This window comes from Petrocella atlantisensis (genome assembly GCF_900538275.1).
Taxonomy (GTDB): domain Bacteria; phylum Bacillota; class Clostridia; order Lachnospirales; family Vallitaleaceae; genus Petrocella; species Petrocella atlantisensis.
Genome location: NZ_LR130778.1, coordinates 772939 through 792559 on the forward strand (window position 1 = coordinate 772939; position 19621 = coordinate 792559).

The following is a 19621-nucleotide window of genomic DNA, read 5'->3' on the forward strand; positions in this document are numbered from 1 at the left end:
TGAATTTATATCTATAACTTAATTTCTATAACTTGATTTCTATAGCTTACAAATCTATATTCTTTTACCTTTTTTCATATATATAATCTCATCACACATACGCTTCACTTGATCTATGTTGTGAGAAATCATGATAATGGTCATATTCTGAAGCTTGTTTCTTTTTTTAATGGCTTCTTCAATTATCTCTATAGTGGCCGGATCGATGCTGGCTGTCGGTTCATCCAACAACAAGACTTCAGGATCAAATACCAAGGCCCTTGAAAGGGCTACTTTCTGTGATTCTCCGCCGGATAATTGGGTGGCCAACTGATCTCTCAGTTCTGTCACTTGAAGTTCTTCCATGATTTCAAAGGCCTTTCTTTCTATGATTTTACTGTCCACATTTCTGATTTTCAGCGGATAGATAATGTTCTCATAGACGCTGCTTCTCATAAGATAAGGCGTTTGGCTTAAATAAGTAATTTTTTTCATCAGGCTTGGTCCAAGAGGTTGATCGTTGTAAACGATGCTACCTGAATCATGGTTTTCAAGCCCGGCAAGGATTTTTAACAGTGTGGTTTTACCCGCACCATTGTCCCCTGTAACACCATATATGTTACCGCTTAGAAATCCAATACTGTTCATGTCAACAACGGTTTTGTCTTGATATTTTTTTATGAGATTCGTCACCTGAATATTCATATCATTCTCCCGTTACATAATGATAAAGTATGGTGTTAACCATAAAGGAAATCAGTAAAAGTACAATCCCCATGGAAATCGCCACAGCATAGTTACCCATAGAGCTGTTCATGGCGATGTATGTGGTCATGACTCTTGTGTGGCCTTTGATATTACCACCTACAATCATAACGGCGCCCACTTCTGAGGTGGCTCTTCCAAATCCTGTCACTAAAGCAATCAAAAGTGTGATTCGCATCTCGGTTATAAGCAACTTCAGCGTCTGCAATCTGCCAGCGCCCAGTGTCATGCCAATCTGTTTTATGGCCGGACCTTGTTGCTTTGCATCGTTGTAGACAATACCTAATATAATAGGGGTGATGAGAATCATCTGAGCAATCACCATCGCAGTCGGTGTAAATATAAGACCCAATGATCCTAGAGGACCACTCCTTGAGAGGAACAAGGCCACCAAGAGACCAATCACCACCGGTGGTAAACTCATCATGGTATAAATGGTTCGGGTGAAGGTTTTCTTGAACCTGAAGGGCTTAATTCCAAGATACAAGCCCAAGGGAATCCCTATGATTGCAGAGAATATTGTGGAAGTAAAAGAAAGCCCGATGGATAATCCAATAATCCCATAGACTTCTCTATCAAATCGAAACAACAATAATAATGCTTCTTTTAATCCTTCCATTAATAGCGCCATCGAAAAACTCCTTCATTATTTTGCATTCGGAAAAAATAAAGCTTGACCATATAGGTCCTGACCAAATTCACCGATCATCTCTTGTGTATCAGAGGATAGAAGCCACGCTATAAAGGCATTGGCACCACTGTTGTTAATCTCATTGTTCTTAGAAGGATCCACTGCAATAACACTATATTCATTTAATAATAGGGCGTCGGCTTCAAAAACAATATCCAATTCCAGTGCGTCCTTCATAGAAAGATAGGTAGCTCGGTCTGTAAGGGTATATGCACGCAATTCATTGGCCATCTGAAGCACATCACCCATACCTTTTCCTGCTGATATGTACCAGTCGCCTTCTGGCTCGATGTCTGCTGATGCCCATATGCTTAGTTCCTTTTTATGAGTGCCTGAATCGTCACCCCTTGAGACAAATTTCGCTTCATTGTTTTTTATGCCTTCTAAAGTTTCGCCTATACTGGCATATTCAAGAGCTTGTGGTCCAACCAGTATAAAGTCATTGTACATCACATCAAAACGTTCCACGCCATGTCCTTCTTCAACAAACTCAACTTCACTGGCTTTTGCATGGACAAGTAAGACGTCTGCCTCACCGTCACGTCCCATTTGAAGAGCTTTTCCTGTACCTACAGCTACAACTTTCACTTCAATGCCGGTTTCTTCTGTAAAACTGGGTAAAATATAATCCAACAAACCACTATCTTGTGTACTTGTTGTCGTAGATAGCAATATGAACTCAGGTTCTTTTGTCATGTTCATAACTGCCCATGCCGTTAATACCAAAGCAAATACAATTACAACGCCAATGATTTTTTTATTCATTATAACCTCCCAAATTTTACTATTCTGTGTATGGTTAAAGGGTCAAAACTAAGTTTCACTAAATTCACAAATAATATATAGATTACGTTGATACATTCATAACTATATATTATATGCGAAAGTTCAACTATATAGTTTTGACACCTTAACCATCTATTAATTATATAGTAATTCTGTCCAAAAAACTATCGGATTATTAAGAAAAAATAGCGCATAATTATAAAAATCTTCTGAGAAAGTTGCCTGAGAAAGGTCATCCGTTGATAATATAGAGTGGCTATGCTATTATGATGATAGTAGGCAGACGCTTTGTGACCTAGGAGGCCGACGGATGATTCAAAATTTTGATCGCTATTTTGAGAAGAACGATGGCATAGAAACGGATTACATCAAAATCCTATATTATGATCTTGCAAAAGATTACAAAGCCACTTACAAATCATACCAATATACACGGCTCTGTACCATAGTAGAAGGTTCAAAACATGTTAAAATCAATGATGGTAATGAGTTCACTTATTCCACCTCTGATTTTATTTTATTGCCACCAAATTCCAGCGTCAAAATGGAGATGAAAGAAGATACCAAAGCCATTGTCTATGAGATCAACGACAAGCTATTGGATGATATGATTAAACGCATCGAGCATCAGTTCGAGTACGAAGTAACAACGGCTGACAAACCGGTTGTGCGCAATCAATTGATGGCTCAAATTAAGTCACAGATAGAAAGAATCAACGCCTACAGTATGAGCCAGGACCCGAACAAAGAATTCCTCATTGATCTGGTTTCTCAGGAAATGGTTTATACCTTGATTAAAAACTATAAGTTACCCCTTCGTGCCCGAAAAAAAGAAGAGCCTGTGGCGTATGCGGTTCAATGCCTCAAAGACCATCTCTCAGATTCAGATATGACGGTGAACGAGATTGCTTATGAACTGAACATGTCCCCCTCTAACTTGATACCCCTTTTCAAAAAAGCAACAGGCCTGACACCCAAGGCTTATCACAACTTGCTTAAAATCAATAAGGCAAAGGAATTGTTGCTACACAAAAACGTATCCGAAGTCAGTTATGATCTTGGCTTTGAGAGTATTTCCTATTTCATTAAACTCTTTAAGCATCATCTCGGATTGACGCCAAAACAATACACCATGAAATACAAACAGGATCATCTCATATGAAAGCAGATAATCGAATTGTAAGCGGTATACCCTTTCATTACTTAAAAGACTATTTTAATACTGTTTCGACATCCTGCTCAGAAAATGATTATTACGGCGACCATTGGCACGTCAAACTCATGCCTTTAGACGACCAAGTACACGGTATTATACATCTGCCAAGGACGGAGATATACTTCGAAGGGGACCAAAATATTATAGACATCCAAATGGATGCCTATAGGATGACGTTCTTATCAGCCGGTGGGTGAAAATAGAGTCAAAAGTAAACTCATTTTAATCTTTATCCCATAAAAAAACATTGCTTTGCAAAAACTCGCTTGGAGAACTTTGCATATAATTTTTAAAAACCTGTGAAAAATACTTATATTCGGAAAAACCTACTTTCTCGGCAATTTCATATATTTTATAATCACCATCTGTCATGAGTTCAAGAGACTTCTGAATACGAAATTTGTTCAAGAAATCACTAAAAGTATGTTTGGTTTCCTCTTTAAACTTTCGACTTAGATAGGTGGTACTCAGTTCTAGTTCATCTGCTAAGTCCTCAATGCTAATCTTTTTATTATAATGATCTTCTATATACCTGAGCATATCCGGAATATATCTACATTCATAATTTGATTCATTAAAATAAACATCTGATTCTAATAGCGTAAGGTCTGAAAATGACTTAACCTGTTTTTTGAGGGTTGCAATCATCTGTTTGTTTTTAATTTTATAAATCAAATTCTCAATAACCATACCCAGTTCATCATGATTAATTGGTTTAAGCAAGTACTCCGACACTTGATACTTAATGGCTTTTTTAGCATATTCAAACTCGGCATATCCTGTAATAATAACCGTTTCAAAGTTCCTATTTTCAATAGCTTCTAGCATTTGCAGACCATCCATAAAAGGCATCTTAATATCTGTAATAACAATATCCGGTTTCAGTTCTGTGATGACTTCCAGCCCATCTTTTCCATTAGGACTCTCACCCACCACGATACAATCATAGTTGATCCAGTCAAATGAATAGATCAGTCCTTTTCTAATGAGATCTTCGTCTTCAACGATGACGACTCTAAACATGCCCTCACCACACTTTCTTTGGCATTTTTATAATCACAATTGTGCCTATTCCAAGTTCACTCTTAATCATCAATCCAAAATCCAAACCATAGAGTAACTTAAGTCTTCTATTGACGTTATTGAGACCAATACTATTTGACACAAGTTGTTCATCGTCTAGACGTCGTCTTAAATCATCCAATGCTTCTTCACTCATACCATCCCCATCATCAACAATCTCCATCATAAGCATGTCCTCAACCACCTTGATGTTGAGATCAATGTGAAGGGTATCTTTACCCTTATAGCTATGATTAATACAATTCTCAATAATGGGCTGCATAATAAGTTTTGGTACGATACATTGTTTGGCTTCCTCATCTATATGGATATCATAGGTCAACCTTTTGTTATAACGGCATTTTTGAATCATTAGATAGCTGTTTAGATACTTAATATCTTCAATCAATGAAATCGTGTTTTTCTCATAGTCAATACTGTACCTTAGTATATTTGCAAAATTCACAATCATTTCAGATGCTTTTTTTTCATCGACCAACAGAAGGTATTTTAACGTTTCGAGTGTATTGAAAATAAAATGCGGGTTAAACTGTGACTCTAATTGTTTTATCTGGGATACACGGTTACGATTGTTTAATTCATCATTTTTTGTCATCAATGCGTTCACTTCAACGAGCATCTTATTAAAATGATCACCAATCACTTCGAATTCATCATCACTTTGTATCGTTACATAAGACTTCAAATCACCATGTTGAGCTGCGGTTATGGAACCGATTAGATCTTCGATTGACTTTGTCTTTTTCTTCGAGGCATATCCGGCTAACTTCATAATGAGAATTGAAAGACCTGTCAGCATACATATGAGGAAAATGGTGCTTATGCTCATTAGATTCCTAACTGTTTCAATTTCTGACAATGTATAGACGTACATCTGACCATCCAGTAATTCTGACTGCCGATAATAATATTCTTTCCCTCTAAACCAAAGCGCATTCTTTTCTTTTTTGTCGATGTTAATCTTTCCAATATTATCTAGAATCTGACTATTGGTTGTAATGATGACATTATTGTATTGATCTGTAAGTATAAAAATCGAGACATCACTGTTATGTATGATTTTCTGTAAATCCGCTTCCAAAAGATCAAAAACAAGGTATCCCATAATCTCCCCATCGATAACCATGGCTTTTCCTATAGAATAAATGGTTCGTTTTGTAATATCGATTTGTACTTTGCTGTTCCGATAGATGATTTTGTCCGGATTACTTTTCAATTGCTTGAATATCCCTGAGACAAATATCTCATAACTATTATAAGGTGATGCCACATAATTATTGGTTAAAACAGTTTTCCCTTCTGTATCAACTAGATAGAAAATACTTTTCACCTGACGGCTGTTAATACAGTCATACAGCAATTCATAGACTTTCGCTTCTTGTTCACCCTTCATTAAAAAGTCTTGTACCGCCTGTTCCTGCTCAAGGGTAATGATGTCCTTATTATATAGCTTGAACTCTTCTTCTAAGAAATTTCTCCCAAAGTCATTTGCTTCATTATTCTGATTTCGCACAACCCGGTTCGTATATAAACCTAGAAACACATATACGGATAAAATACTAATCACGATAAAACTAATACAGTATATAATGAGTAGTTTTTTTATTTCGTCTCGATATAAATGTTTTTTCTTCACGAATTTCTCTTTACTTTTCATCAATATTCTCCGTAGATTTCTAGAAAAAGCCTTTGATACTGACTTAGAATTTCTGCTTTATTTAGAGAGGACCATTGTTGATCATCTTCAATAATATTGATTTCCTGATAAGACTTCAGTGATTGAGCCGGCTCTACATCATCCCGTATTGACCTGCGATTCAGTTCTGTGGAAATAAGTGTTTGAACTTCTTTACTCGTTACAAAATTAATAAACCTTTGAGCGCCTTCGATGTTTTTTGCGTTCTTAATAATTGCTACACCGTCCGGTCGTATAATCGTACCTTCGGATGGGTAGATAATTGCTACAGGTGCTCCGTCTTGTACATAAAGTGCCGCTGCTTCTTCAAATGTTAGCCCAACTACGAACTCACCTTCCACAACACCTCGATAAACTAGGCTGGAACTTTCTAAAAGTATACCATCTAGATTCATGGTTAATTCACGTACATAATCCCAGCCTTCTTTGCTGGTTTGACCACCCATGGCTTGAAGTTGGTTTAATAGTTGCTCATAAGAAGATGAGGATTTTGAAGGGTCTGCATTTGCAATCTTGCCTTTTAACTTGGTATTTAGAAGATCTTTATACCCTTCTATCTTAATATCCCCTATTAGATTGGTATTTACCATGATGACACTGGGTACAGCTGTAAATCTGGTAATATAGCCATCTACATTTTTATAGATTGCATGATCTTCGTTTTCAGACTGAAAAGATTCAAAAAGATATTTTTTACTATCTAGCGTTGCAAGGGAACCGCCCCATAGAACATCACCAACAGGTGCTTCCTCTTCTGATTCAATTCTGGCCAGAAGTTCTCCGGTACCTGCTGTAATGACTTCCACTTCGATACCTGACTCGCTCTCAAATTCACCCACAATCGGATCAATAAATTCCAGAGGATGGGGTGAATAGATCACCAACTTGTGATCCTCCTCATCCTCCTCTAGCTTTGAGCACCCTGACAGAATAAAACTAAAGACGACAATATAAAAAAGTACAATACGACTACGATACCACATGTTTTCTTCCTCCAAGCATACTTGCTATATATACAATATACCTCATGCTCTATAATTAAACAATGTCTTAAGGCTTATATCATGTGCAGAGCCGTCTCATCAAAATCAATGGACATTTCTTCACCAACTTCGTAGGTACGTTTACTATAAGGATTGGGTTCACTGATTTGAAGGACTTGCCCTTTCCAACGTACTTCATATTCATGGTTTTCACCCATAAAAATGCTTTTAACGACTTCTGTATGATAGCCTTCTTTTCCTACAATAATACTTTCAGGTCTAATAATCATTTCCACTTCCCTACCGACTTCATATTCTTTTTTACTCGATAAAACATGAGGTTTTCCATCAATATCAATGGTGTAGGTCTTCCCATCTTTTGCTAAAACAGTGCCGGAGATGGTATTTGCTTTTCCTATAAATGCTGCAACAAAAGCATTTTCAGGCTTTTGATAGACTTCCCTTGGACTGCCTATTTGTTGAATAACACCGTCTTTCATAATCACGACTTTATCCGATAGTCCCATTGCCTCTGATTGATCATGAGTAACATATAAGGAGGTGATACCCACTTCTTTTTGGATCTTACGAATCTCTTCTCGCATATGAATCCTTAGTTTAGCGTCTAAGTTTGATAAGGGTTCATCAAAGAGCAGTACGCCCGGTTCCATGACCAAGGCTCTTGCCAGAGACACACGTTGTTGTTGTCCACCTGACATTTGAGAGGGTACTCTATTTGAGAAATCATTCATTTTCATAAGATCTAGGATTTTTTGAACGCGACGTTTGATTTCAGGTTTTGATACTTTTTGTATCTTTAAACCATAGGCAATATTGTCATATACATTCATATGGGGAAAAAGTGCGTAGTTTTGAAAAACCATAGCTGTGTCTCTTTTGTCTGGTGTCAGACTTGCTACGTTTTCTTCTCCGATATAGATTTCTCCGTCTGTAAGCGTTTCAAAACCGGCCACCATACGAAGCAGTGTGGTCTTGCCACAACCTGAAGGACCAAGTAAGGTGACGAATTCTCCCGGTTCAACTTCCAGATTCACATTATCCACTGCAACAATCTTTGAGTTATTATTAATTAGAAATATTTTTGTTAGGTTCTTTATGATAATCCCTTTTTTCATCTTTTTCTCCTTGTCTAAAGTTCAATCTCATCAGCACTTACGCCCATTTTTGATAATGCAAATTTCATAAGTAATATAATACTACCTACTATGACAATAAGTATTGTGGAGTAAACACTTGCAACACCGATACGCCCTTGATCAATCTGACTCATGGTCGTAACCGTTAGTAGACTATATTTGGCTGATACTAAGAATATAATCGTACTTACTAAGGTCATACTTCTTGAGAAGGCATATACCAAGCCACTAAAAAATGCCGGCTTGATCATAGGTAATGTGATGGATGTAAAGACTTTTTTACTTGAAGCTCCAAGTACACTCGCCGCTTCTTCTATAGATGGATCAATTTGCTGTAAGGATGCCATTCCGGACCGAATACCAACCGGCATGGATCGCATTACAAAAGCTATGATTAATATGGTTCCCGTTCCGGTTAATATAAGAGGTGCCTTATTGTATGTAAGAACATAACCAAGTCCTACTACTGTTCCGGGAATTGCAATGGAAAGCATTGTTGTAAAGTCCAAATAAGCTTTTCCAATAAACTTTCGCCTGATCAATAAAAAGGCGATAACCATCGATAAAATACCGGTAATCGGTGTTGCAATTAATGCAAGTGAGGTCGTGTCTACAATGGGTTTGATACCAATACTAATGACATACTTAAAATGATCAAGGGTAAAGGTATTATTAACGCCCCATATTTTGACAAACGCGCCAATCGGAATGAGTATATACATCAGTCCTACAAAAGAAGACGTCAAAAGAATAAGAAAACTTAAAGGTCGAACAATATTTTTTTCTTCTATAAGTTCCCTTTGTCTGGATACTTTTCCTGTTACAGTAATATAGGATTTTTTCCCCAGATAGAACTTTTGAACTAAAAAAGCTGATACGGATACAAGAAGTAGCAAAATGGCAAGAGCTGTCGCGCCACTCATATCCAGACTGCCAATACCTTGCATATAGATTTGAACCGCCATCGTTGTAAAGTTGCCACCTATAACCATTGGGTTACCAAAGTCAGCAACCGATTGGATAAATACCAAAAGAGCTGCATTGGCAATACCTGGCGCCATGAGTGGCACTGTAATTGTTGTAAATACTTTCCACCTAGAAGCACCTAGGTCTCTTGCTGCTTCTTCAACAGATGGGTCGATTTGTTGAAGCAATCCAACCATAACTAAAAAGGCCACAGGGAAAAAAGTTAGCACCTGAACTAAAACAAGCCCTCTAAATCCATATATGTTCGCATTCTGAATACCAAGGAGGCCCTTAGAGATAAGTCCCACTCGACCAAATAATAAGATCGCTGATAAACTAATTACAAAAGGTGGTGATATAATCGGCAAGATTGCAATGGCGTTCATCAGCTTTTTAAACTTAACTTTAACGTAGGCCGATGCATAAGCAAAACCAAAACCAACAATTGTTGATAGGATACTCACCGTGATTCCAAGTTTAAATGTATTTATAATAATTTCTTTGTTATAGGACAATCGAAATATTTCCGTATAATGATGTAAAGAAATCGCATCTTCATAAACAAAGCTTTCCTTTAATATATTGGCTATGGGAAAGACAATAAACATCGTAACGATGGTAAGTACCAAAAGTATTGCTCCAAATAAAATAGGATCTAGTAAAACTTTTCTCATAATAGCAATGTTAGAACCAATTCTTAGGTCCCTCATATTCCTATCTTTGTGTGCTTTTTTTGAAGCCATAAATGCCTCCTTCACAATGGGTTTTTACTTTATAGAAGAAGTACTCACCTTCCGAGTACTTCTTCTATAGGGTATACCAAATTATATTTACTCCGTTGGTGGCGTTGTTTTTGTTAATTCCATGAATTTCTCAAGGAATAACTCTCTATTGTCGCCAGCCCATACCTCATCGTACTCAATTAATTTTGTATCTTTAAGAACAATTGCTTGATCCGGTGGAAGTGCATCTTCATGTGTTAAGAATTGGAATGAACCTACAGTTTTACCCATTTCTTGAACTTCTTTTGACAAACACCAATCTACAAACATTTGAGCTGCTTCTTGATCCGGTCCACCCTTAATAATACCTACAGCGCCAACTTCATATCCTGTACCTTCTTCAGCTGTTGTAAATATCAGATCCGTATAACCTTCTTCTTGGTATTTAATAGCGTCATGTAAGAACCCGATAGCAATCGGCGTTTCTCCAGTTCCAGCCATACGACCTGGTGCACTACCTGATTTTGTATACTGGCTAACTTGCTCATTAAATTTTTGCAAATATTCGAAACCGGCTTCTTCGCCTTTGACTTGGAGAATCGTTGCAAGGAAATTATAAGCTGTACTTGAGGATGCTGGGTGTGCTATTACGATATTGCCTTTAAACTCAGGCTTAAGTAAGTCATCCCATGTTTTTGGTAACTCAAGATTATTATCTTCTAACCATTTTTTATTACCTTCTATACCCAGATACCCTACATAGATACCTGTCCACGCACCATCAGCATCTTTAAATTGAGGTGATATCTTAGATGCAACAGGAGAAACATAGTTCTCAAGTAATCCTTCATTTTTAGCTGCGATAAAAGTTAATGAACCGCCACCATACCATACACTTGCTGATGGATTTTCTTTTTCTGCTTTTATTCTGGCAAAGATTTCTCCACCACTCATACGCACCATTTCAGTTTTTACGCCTGTTGCTTTTTCAAACTCTTTGGCTGCTAGATTCGCATGGTCTTCTTGTAAACCTGCATAGATTGTCAAGGTTAGATCATCTCTCTTCTCGACTTCAGGCGCTTCCGGTGTTGCTTCTACAGCCGATGTATCAGGATTCTCCACTACCGGAGCCTCTTCTTGCCCACATCCAACCACGGCCACCATCATAGATAGCACCAATAATACAACTAATAATTTTTTCACGACTACATCCTCCTTTTAGATCTCTTTTTAGATTCATTAAACTACTTTTTAATTATATCTAATTAAGAAGCCAACCAATATCCGAAAATACGGTTTTATTGTCTGTAAAAAAATAAAAGCCTAACAGTGAGAATCACTCGCTGCTAAGCTTTAACTATTGAATTACTTATTTAGTCGGTGGTGTAAAGACACGTGTGCTCATTTCTGCATCCACATCATATAACAACACTGGATTATCTTTAGCTCTCTTGATTTTACTGATGAGACTTTTGAAGGTAGCTTCTTCTTCAACCTGTTCATCAATAAACCATTTTAAGAAACTAATTGTTGCATATTCTTTTTCTTCTGTGGCTATGTCCATGAGTGTGTAAATTCTTGAAGTAACGAATTTCTCATGTTCAAGTGATGCAACCATTAATTCTGTAATATTATTAAAATCAACATTTGGCTTTTCTAAGGCATCAAAATCAATGATACCATCCATTTCTTGAATATAATTAAAGAATTTCATGGCATGAAACTTTTCTTCTTCAGCCTGAACGATGAAAAAGTTTGCAAATCCTTCTAAATCTTCTTTGTATGCATATCCTGCATAGGCTAAGTATAAATGTGATGAATAGAACTCATACTTCATTTGTAAATTTAATTCCGCTAATAGTTTTTCGCTTAACATAAATATCTCCTTTCTTAATGTGATTATCTAATTATGGTTAAAGGGACAAAACTAAGTTTCACTAAATTCACATAAAATATATCATTTTGACCCTTTAACCAATTATAACAGTTATATATTTTATTATAAAGTTATTTAGTAATAATGGTCGATTGGAGTTCTTTATTTTTGAAATTTATGATTTGGCCTCTAAGATATCTAAAACCGATTACATTTGCTGTGCAAATTGAATACTAATGCCATTTGGGTCTTTTATGTAAAAGAATCGTATATGAGGATTGGGTTGCACAGGTTCTTTATATATCTCAATTCCTGCGTCCTTCAACTGCTTAATCTTATCGTCCACTGAATCTACTGAAAAACCAATAGATATCTGATCACTAACCGGGAATGTATCTCCGTCACCGGCATCTATTAATTCTAGCTGTGTTTCTCCATCACCTAAAAAAGCAATCTCAATACCCGGTCGTGACTCAAACCGTCTGTTCACAGATAGTCCTACAAAAGTTTCGTAGAATTTGATGGATGCGTCTAAGTTTTTTACATGTAATGTACACCATAACATCGCCATAATAATGCCTCCAAGATAATTAAATTTTTTATTTATAGTTTCAAGCACAACTTTCTCAGATGATTTCTTCCAAAACCATTCTGGCTCTGTGGGTAACCAAGGCACGCCCTTTTTCGCCTTTACCAATAGGGATTGCTAGATTGCCTATTGGGCTTTCTAGAGGAAAAGTACCGTCTTGGTCCATCTTTTCTTTTAACAAATCTATGGCCCTTTGCATCTGTGGGACGACCACATGCTCTCTTTTTAGCAACCATAATATTTCCAGAAAATCCCCACGGTACATGTTAGGAAAAGTTAATTGACTGATTTTTGGATGCAAAAACTCTGAAGGACTATGGGAGCTATAACACACTTCATGCTTAAGAACAAAATCAATACAGCGCTGTAACAATAGTTTCGCTTTATCTGATCGTTTTTCAGCCGGTATAAAAGATAGACCTTTTAAAAGCTTCACAACACCCCAGTAACACGTGTGTTTTCCGTAACAGCTTTGGTTTTTATGATAAGGAAATTCTTTGGGCGTTATAAAATCCCCATCATCAAATCGTTGATATTCCCAGAAAAAGTCAACGACACGGTTCATCAAAGCGTCGCTATCCGATTGAAAATAATGATGTAGATACAGCATATTACCGTTTAAGCAAGGAATAGGAAAGTGGCTTTTACCAATAGTAAATATCCCATGTTCTTGATTTAGGAATTGTTGTGTAACAATCTCAAGTGGTTGAATCAGCTCAGGGGTTTTAGGATCTACTTCTAAGTCTGCTAAGAGGATTAATGTCCATAGCGTTGATTTGTATTTAGGTACATAATGATGCCATTGAAGTTCGTCATAGTACTTGTCACCTTCTTTTAAATCAAACCAACATCCCTGATCATCTTGAAGCGCCATTATTCTGTCAATCATATCCGCTTTTATATCCTCAGTCGTCATACACAACCTCCTTACAAAAGATTCATTTAATAATACAATCTATAAGTACGCCCCAGTATAGGTCGAAAGGTCTTCCGGATACTCATGACCCAGGCCCTGAATATATCTGATTGTACATTCATAATCTAATTCATTTGCCTTTTCTTCAAATAACTTACAAAGTGGTAAACAGTCTTCATCTAGTTCCCCACAAACAATCATGACCTCCACTACAGATTCCTTAAGAGACTCAATAATCTGTGTCATCGAAGCTTCACTCACCGGTATCCAGGGTGAAAATAATAATAATTTATCAGGTACAATTTTTTCTTCAACAATAGCTCTTAATATTGTATTACAACCTGCTGAAAATCCAACTAACACCTTATTTTCAAACCCTATATCATCCGTCTTCTTCATCGCGCTTGCTAGTTGCTTGGGACCATCCCCATCATCATTCCATCTATACAAATTATAAGAGTCTAGCTCTTTTGATTGAAGGTATTCAACCTGATAATCTTCTATAGATATATCCCTCCAAAACGCACGACTTATATCATTATTTTGTTGATTCCCATGTAAAACAACAAGCAGATTGTCTTCTAATCGCTCTTTCAAAGTGAACTCTGTTGATGCTTCTTTCAAAGCATCTTCATATCTCTTCTTTGATGTCTTTTCACACAGCTGGAATCGTTCTTCATTTCTTATATGATCAAGATCTTCATCTTCAAAAACCTCCGGCCGGTACCACTGCCCCTTCTCAATGATGGCTTCTTCCAACCATGTTAGAGCTTCATCAGGCAAGTCAGATGTAGCTGCCAGACAGTATAAGAAATTATATACTTGACTGGACCAATCTTCATCCTTATTCAGATGTGCCTTCAAATATTCATAGGCCTTTCGTGTTCCTGTCTCATCAATGCGTTCTAAAGTGTTATCAAATAATTTCGTCTCTGTCATCACTTTTCCTTTCATGGTAATTTAACTCTTTCTAATACGATAAACGGTTTTCTTCCCCTTACCTTCCCGAACTAGAATGGCTTTTTGTAACAATTGCGTCAGTAGTAATCCTGCTTTAGTCTGACCAATCTCTAACTGTTTTTGAACATCGACTCTTGTAATTGTTGGTTTTTTTTCTAGTAATCGAAGAATTTCCATTTCTTCATCATTGACCGCTGGATACGAACCAATTTCTTCTCTAACTTCATTCTCTTCGTATGCTCCTTTTCTTTTGGGCATATTCTTATTCCATAGTATTAACTTAAATGTATTGTCTGTTACTTCTATCAACTCCGACAATTCGAATTCTTTGAACTCACGACGAATTTTTCTAATTCCAGTTCCATAGGCTTCAATATATTTTAGACGATAAAAAATACTTGCAAGTCCTGCATTCCTTGATTGTGAGATTCCTGCTCCAATATCATTGAAACTCAGACCGTAAACCAAACCGCCTAATGATGTAATCTCCATACGATTTCTATAGATACTAATTAATATTGAGCCACTAAAAGAATAATCTCTATGGATAATTGCATTAAGTAATCCTTCTCTAATTACTTCTTTGTTGTAGTCATTTTGTTCAATCCGTTGATATTCTATAATCTCTGAATGCAAGTGATTATTCAAATCCAAATATTGTAAAGTATCTTTTAATACACTAAATACTGATCCTTTAAATTCACGACGATCAATAAACTCAAATTCATCTTCTTCTCCAAAGACTGCAACTTTAATCGAGTGTTCGCATTGATCCGATATAATCATTCCAATATTGGTATATCGATTGTTTTCATCGACTATGTTTAATTTTCTATAATCTGATGTGCTGAACGTGAGTTGATTCTCATTAAACACTTTTTTAGCAGTACTAAATATCAGCTCTTGATTCGAACATGGCATCAATTCAAAGCTGACATTTGTGGCTGCTATGAGCATTTGCTTTATACCAGCTTCTGACGAAGGTACTGAAGCACTGCCTAATCGTACATAAACACCTTCAGGTCTCAATCCTTTACCTTGAATATAGTAAGGCTTTACGCTTCCTTCCTTAACATTTATGCAGATGACATCTTGCTCTATAATTTCAATACCAATGAATATTTTTGCGTCAGGACGAATACTGTCATGAATTGCGCCTGATAACTGATTCATGACTTTGTCAATGTCATCAACACCTAAAACATCACCATTATCTCCAATTCCAATATAAATATGACCACCCTTTGTATTTAAAAAAGCTATGATTTCTTTTATAATGTCTCTTGTGTATTCTCTTTTTAATTCAACTTGTTCAGATTCAATATACATATAAGCACCTCCATATATTGATTCTAACACGTTCTAACGTTAGAATCAATATCTAACGTTAGAACGTGTTCAGTTCTTCTCTTGAGAGTCTTTGATACAATCGACGGCTATCATCAAAGCTAATACATACACCTCTAAACTCTCGTCATAAATCTTAAGTTCATACGTATCACCAAAGGTCATAAAGCGTTTTGAAATGCTTCCTATAACTCTATCTCCTTGATATACTTCAAAATCATAATCAAAAAAACTCCCTTGAAGAAACAGATTCAAGCCTTCTGACTCCACATCTATTTGCTTTGCAAAAAGTGTAAATCTGCTTTTAATCGTCACGTGTTGTCCATTAGCAAATGATATCTGATACCGTGGTAGGAACGTTAAGATCTCTTTGTCAACAACAAAAATTTCTACACCTTCTGCGTTACTCACACGTACTTTATTTCCAATAAGTTTGAAGTCTTGATCCACTTGATAAACAAGGTCACCATACTGATTCATAACTGGATAATGGTCTGTAATTTTAAATACCTTTTGCTTAATATAAAGTTCTCTCATTGAATACTTCCTCCGTTTTTATTATTCAGTCAAATTACATTAATTGATATTGAACGAACCAATCTCTATCAAGTTTCCTTCAGGATCAGCAATATAACACGTGCGTTGTCCCCAAGGTTCAGTCGTTGGTTGAAGTATTCCTATAGCGCCTTTTGAAACCACTTCATCGAAAGCCTTGTCGACCGCTGCATAATTTTCAACACTTAATGCAATCTCATAATGTCCGATTATACCACTAGCATAATTGTATTTTCTATTTGTCATTAATTCAAAATCTGTTCTTCGATACAATAAAAATAGTGTTCCATCTTTTTCTAAATATACATTAGAAGCATTTTCATCTTCTTTAATATCAAATCCCAAAACATCACGATAAAATTGAACCATCGCTGACATATCTTTTACGAATATTCCGAATCCATCTAATTTCATTAAGCATCCTCCTCAATCGAAATACGAAAACGACATTCTTTGCCGCCACCTAAAACAGTAGATATCTTGTCTACTTGCATCTGAAGCTCTGGTTCTAAAGATTTCATAACATGAATAATGCTCTGTCTAGAACATTCACATATACAGTCAGAGTGAATATATCCTTGACGATGTAGCTCACAAACACAATGGGAAAATGTTATATCATATACTTTTCCTGGGTTAACGATCTCACCACCAACCGTCTTCATCTCATTTAATCTCAAAAAAAATGTATCTAACTTTTTTCCTGAATCTATATAAAGTTCCTCATATACTTTTTTTACGCCTATTTCTACACAATTCCTACCGCAACTATAAAAAAAACTTTCCTTTGCTTTTTGATCTAAGCTGTTAATCCCTTTTTCAAACCCTTGAAACCACTCGGTCAAATACTCCGACATACACTTCCTCCTCATCTTCAATATAACTGTTATAGCAGTACCTAACAATCAATCGACCTAAAGATTCTTCTTTAATTTTTTCTTACATCTCTTTTTCTTCTCTTTTAAAAGTATATACTATTTTCTTAGTATTCCCATAGCCTTCATTCGTAGTGAAGTTGCTGATTATTTCCCACCCTTGTCTACCTAATTCATTCAGCTGATCCTCTATATATTGTCTATCAATCTTCCCTCCGCCAAATGACTTTTTGGTATCAAACTCAACGACTTTATATTTCCATTTTGTCATAAATTTCTCCTTCTAAACTCAATGCAATATCTTCTTTAGACGCTACTTTTGCGCCTTGCTAACATCAAAAATAATGAATAATCTATCTCGGTATCTCCAGAGATTCTTTTATCATAAAAAAAATGTCTCTGATTCTATTTCATCAAATCCTATTGTTTTAAGCATCTTCTTCAATTCTTCCTGCTCAAAGCCGTTATGTCCGTCAAAATCCATATTAAGCCTCCTTTTTGAATCTTCATTACTACACTCAATGTCATCTAATAATGAAATACTATATTACCAATTTTCAAAGATTAGCCCTGTAAATGCAAAGAAGTTTGTTATTATATGGGCAACCGTCACCACCCTAATAGACTTCGTCTTATAAGCGACAAATCCCCATAATAATCCCAAAAAGGTGGCGCCACCTACTAATGAAGTAAATCCGCCTTGATATTCCATACCCTTGGCATAAAATAAGGCTATGTGCCAAATACCAAAGAATATGGAAGGGTAAATGTATGCAAAGTAAACATTCTTAAAAACCTTATTAAAAGCGCCACGCCAAAACAATTCTTCGATCGTTCCATTTATTAATGCGAACAAGAGAGCTAAAATCAACACTTGAAAACCCGCAATTAAAGCAAAACCCTTAAATACAACAAAGAAAGTTGCGATACAGGGTATCAAAGCCAAAAAGTAATAGGCCATTCTCTTGCTCTTAGGCATTTCGGTCCTTTGAACATACATCTCTTTCAATCCAGCAAATCCATTTGAAGCGTATATTGTGGCTGGTATGCAAAAAACAAGCCAGTAAATAAAAAATCCGGTAATATACCCTATGGTTTTTCCAAGTGTAGATGTTAGTACTGGCACCAGAATCATCATCGATATACATAATAATGGCGCTATTATAAGTAAAGCCTGTTGATTCTTCTTTAAAGCCTTCATGTTAAAGTCCCCCTAGCCATAACTTATCAAATCGGCTATCCATACAAATACTTATGTCCGTTGTCATAAACTTTCCATTGTAAAATAAACTGAAAATAGTCCCAGGGCTTGGACTTGATTGAGCCTGTTCCATTGTTTCCAGTTTAATCAGCTTATAGGGTAGATTCCTTTTCGTCGCTGATTCAATCAAAGACGTTTTTGCGTGAAATTCTGCATATGGGCATCTGTTTGAAAAATATACAACAATCCCTTCTTTGTCAGGGCATTCGCCACTCATAACCGATTCTTTGAACTTGGGTGTTTGGGCATCCGGAACTATCTTATATACTAAAAGGCTAAACCCGGATGATATGCTCTGACAATCTACAAATCCTTGTTTTAAAAGCCATTTTGTATCACTCATAAAATGATATTTCTTAGTCCCAACGACCGTTACCAGTCCAGACTTCCCTTGATTTTTTGCGTCTTCAATAGCCGTTTCTAATAATGCTTTTCCATATCCACTTCCTTTATATTTTCCGGAAACCCAAAAACAGTTGACCATAATATAATTAGGAGCCTCTACAGGAACCCATGCCTTTTCAGCCGGTCCGTATTCAATAAAGACTTTTGCTCTAGCCTCTATTCTACGAAAAACATAACCATGATCGAACTCTTTTTTTAACCATTCTTTTTTTAGTTCATAACTTTCACTACATTTCTTGTCAGAAAAAGCACAGCAAATATGTTCTTCTAAAATGCTGTCAGGATTGAGTTCAATTAATTTTTCCATATTCTAACCTTCTCCTTTGATAGTATGACAACTAAAGGCAACACATATAATCATATATTCTTTTGGTCTCTGACTTCAATGATCGTCCCTTCAGGCGCTAGAATCTTAAACAACTTGCCACCTTCTACCTCATATATATCCTGATCCTTTTTTCTAATGAATGTGTTATAACCTAATGTCTTTATTCTCTCATATTCATAATCAATGTCATCTACCATAAAAGCCAGGTGAGTTATCCCTTTACTTCTTTTATTATAATCTATTAAAACTTCATCAACCCTATTTGTCTGCAATTCAATCATGAAATTGTCTCGCTTGATCCATGAGTTAAAATGTCTTCCATGAAAGCCTTTGGTTTCCTTAACCATATCAAATCCTAATATCTTTTCGTAAAATTTTATAGATTCATCATAACAATCTGTTTGTATACAGATGTGATGTAATGTCATAACTTTTCTTCCTCCAGTTAGAAAACGTAATTATGTT

Annotated in this window: 23 protein-coding genes; 2 read left to right on the plus strand and 21 right to left on the minus strand. The window is 36.2% G+C overall.

Annotated features, from left to right (window positions below):
* Nucleotides 1–54 precede the first annotated feature (54 nt).
* From PATL70BA_RS03625 to PATL70BA_RS03635, 3 genes are read right to left on the minus strand one after another with little or no spacing between them, the layout of a single operon-like run.
* Nucleotides 55–684: an ABC transporter ATP-binding protein gene (locus PATL70BA_RS03625; RefSeq protein ID WP_125136106.1), complete on the minus strand. Its 630-nt coding sequence runs from the start codon at nt 682–684 to the stop codon at nt 55–57.
* A 1-nt stretch (nt 685) separates the two neighbouring features.
* Complete coding sequence (locus PATL70BA_RS03630) at nt 686–1375, minus strand: ABC transporter permease (RefSeq protein WP_125136107.1); 690 nt, start codon at nt 1373–1375, stop codon at nt 686–688.
* Nucleotides 1376–1390: 15 nt separating this feature from the next.
* Nucleotides 1391–2200 carry a substrate-binding domain-containing protein gene (locus PATL70BA_RS03635; protein WP_125136108.1) on the minus strand — a complete coding sequence of 270 codons (810 nt, stop codon included), beginning with the start codon at nt 2198–2200 and terminating at the stop codon, nt 1391–1393.
* Nucleotides 2201–2531: 331 nt separating this feature from the next.
* Here PATL70BA_RS03635 and PATL70BA_RS03640 point away from each other — a divergent pair, with 331 nt between their 5' ends.
* Nucleotides 2532–3383: an AraC family transcriptional regulator gene (locus tag PATL70BA_RS03640; protein ID WP_125136109.1), complete on the plus strand. Its 852-nt coding sequence runs from the start codon at nt 2532–2534 to the stop codon at nt 3381–3383.
* Nucleotides 3380–3634 (plus strand): hypothetical protein, encoded by a 255-nt coding sequence (locus PATL70BA_RS03645; protein ID WP_125136110.1) that lies wholly within the window; start codon nt 3380–3382, stop codon nt 3632–3634. Before PATL70BA_RS03640 ends, PATL70BA_RS03645 begins: the two co-directional genes overlap by 4 nt.
* A gap of 25 nt (nt 3635–3659) precedes the next feature.
* Here PATL70BA_RS03645 and PATL70BA_RS03650 read toward each other — a convergent pair whose 3' ends face one another.
* From PATL70BA_RS03650 to PATL70BA_RS03735, 18 genes are all read right to left on the minus strand, one after another.
* Nucleotides 3660–4460 (minus strand): response regulator transcription factor, encoded by an 801-nt coding sequence (locus PATL70BA_RS03650; RefSeq protein WP_125136111.1) that lies wholly within the window; start codon nt 4458–4460, stop codon nt 3660–3662.
* A 4-nt stretch (nt 4461–4464) separates the two neighbouring features.
* Nucleotides 4465–6177, minus strand: a complete 1713-nt coding sequence (locus PATL70BA_RS03655) for a sensor histidine kinase (protein ID WP_125136112.1) — start codon at nt 6175–6177, stop codon at nt 4465–4467.
* Complete coding sequence (locus PATL70BA_RS03660; protein ID WP_125136113.1) at nt 6177–7199, minus strand: ABC transporter substrate-binding protein; 1023 nt, start codon at nt 7197–7199, stop codon at nt 6177–6179. Before PATL70BA_RS03660 ends, PATL70BA_RS03655 begins: the two co-directional genes overlap by 1 nt.
* Before the next feature lie 74 nt (nt 7200–7273).
* A complete protein-coding gene (locus PATL70BA_RS03665; protein WP_125136114.1) occupies nt 7274–8335 on the minus strand; it encodes an ABC transporter ATP-binding protein in 1062 nt (353 codons plus the stop codon).
* A gap of 14 nt (nt 8336–8349) precedes the next feature.
* Entirely contained in the window at nt 8350–10065 is a 1716-nt protein-coding gene (locus tag PATL70BA_RS03670; protein WP_243115959.1) for an ABC transporter permease, read from the minus strand.
* A gap of 87 nt (nt 10066–10152) precedes the next feature.
* On the minus strand, nt 10153–11247 hold the full coding sequence (locus PATL70BA_RS03675) for an ABC transporter substrate-binding protein (RefSeq protein WP_243115960.1): 1095 nt from the start codon (nt 11245–11247) through the stop codon (nt 10153–10155).
* A gap of 166 nt (nt 11248–11413) precedes the next feature.
* Nucleotides 11414–11920 carry a ferritin gene (locus tag PATL70BA_RS03680; RefSeq protein ID WP_125136115.1) on the minus strand — a complete coding sequence of 169 codons (507 nt, stop codon included), beginning with the start codon at nt 11918–11920 and terminating at the stop codon, nt 11414–11416.
* A 208-nt stretch (nt 11921–12128) separates the two neighbouring features.
* Nucleotides 12129–12491 carry a VOC family protein gene (locus tag PATL70BA_RS03685; protein ID WP_125136116.1) on the minus strand — a complete coding sequence of 121 codons (363 nt, stop codon included), beginning with the start codon at nt 12489–12491 and terminating at the stop codon, nt 12129–12131.
* 55 nt (nt 12492–12546) lie between these two features.
* Nucleotides 12547–13425, minus strand: coding sequence for a hypothetical protein (locus PATL70BA_RS03690; protein WP_125136117.1), 879 nt, complete (start codon nt 13423–13425; stop codon nt 12547–12549).
* Nucleotides 13426–13464: 39 nt separating this feature from the next.
* Nucleotides 13465–14379 (minus strand): TPR end-of-group domain-containing protein, encoded by a 915-nt coding sequence (locus PATL70BA_RS03695; protein ID WP_125136118.1) that lies wholly within the window; start codon nt 14377–14379, stop codon nt 13465–13467.
* A 6-nt stretch (nt 14380–14385) separates the two neighbouring features.
* A complete protein-coding gene (locus PATL70BA_RS03700; protein ID WP_125136119.1) occupies nt 14386–15714 on the minus strand; it encodes an RNA-binding domain-containing protein in 1329 nt (442 codons plus the stop codon).
* A gap of 69 nt (nt 15715–15783) precedes the next feature.
* The gene (locus PATL70BA_RS03705) at nt 15784–16269 is read right to left on the minus strand and encodes an LURP-one-related/scramblase family protein (RefSeq protein ID WP_125136120.1); all 486 of its coding nucleotides are present in this window, start codon (nt 16267–16269) and stop codon (nt 15784–15786) included.
* Between the two features lie 39 nt (nt 16270–16308).
* On the minus strand, nt 16309–16701 hold the full coding sequence (locus PATL70BA_RS03710; RefSeq protein WP_125136121.1) for a VOC family protein: 393 nt from the start codon (nt 16699–16701) through the stop codon (nt 16309–16311).
* Nucleotides 16701–17144, minus strand: coding sequence for a hypothetical protein (locus tag PATL70BA_RS03715; protein ID WP_125136122.1), 444 nt, complete (start codon nt 17142–17144; stop codon nt 16701–16703). The genes PATL70BA_RS03710 and PATL70BA_RS03715 overlap by 1 nt, the downstream gene beginning before the upstream one ends.
* A gap of 82 nt (nt 17145–17226) precedes the next feature.
* The gene (locus PATL70BA_RS03720; RefSeq protein ID WP_125136123.1) at nt 17227–17433 is read right to left on the minus strand and encodes a DUF4177 domain-containing protein; all 207 of its coding nucleotides are present in this window, start codon (nt 17431–17433) and stop codon (nt 17227–17229) included.
* Nucleotides 17434–17709: 276 nt separating this feature from the next.
* Entirely contained in the window at nt 17710–18363 is a 654-nt protein-coding gene (locus PATL70BA_RS03725; RefSeq protein ID WP_125136124.1) for a CPBP family intramembrane glutamic endopeptidase, read from the minus strand.
* A 1-nt stretch (nt 18364) separates the two neighbouring features.
* Nucleotides 18365–19135, minus strand: coding sequence for a GNAT family N-acetyltransferase (locus PATL70BA_RS03730; RefSeq protein WP_125136125.1), 771 nt, complete (start codon nt 19133–19135; stop codon nt 18365–18367).
* A gap of 50 nt (nt 19136–19185) precedes the next feature.
* A complete protein-coding gene (locus tag PATL70BA_RS03735) occupies nt 19186–19584 on the minus strand; it encodes a VOC family protein (protein ID WP_125136126.1) in 399 nt (132 codons plus the stop codon).
* Nucleotides 19585–19621 lie beyond the last annotated feature (37 nt).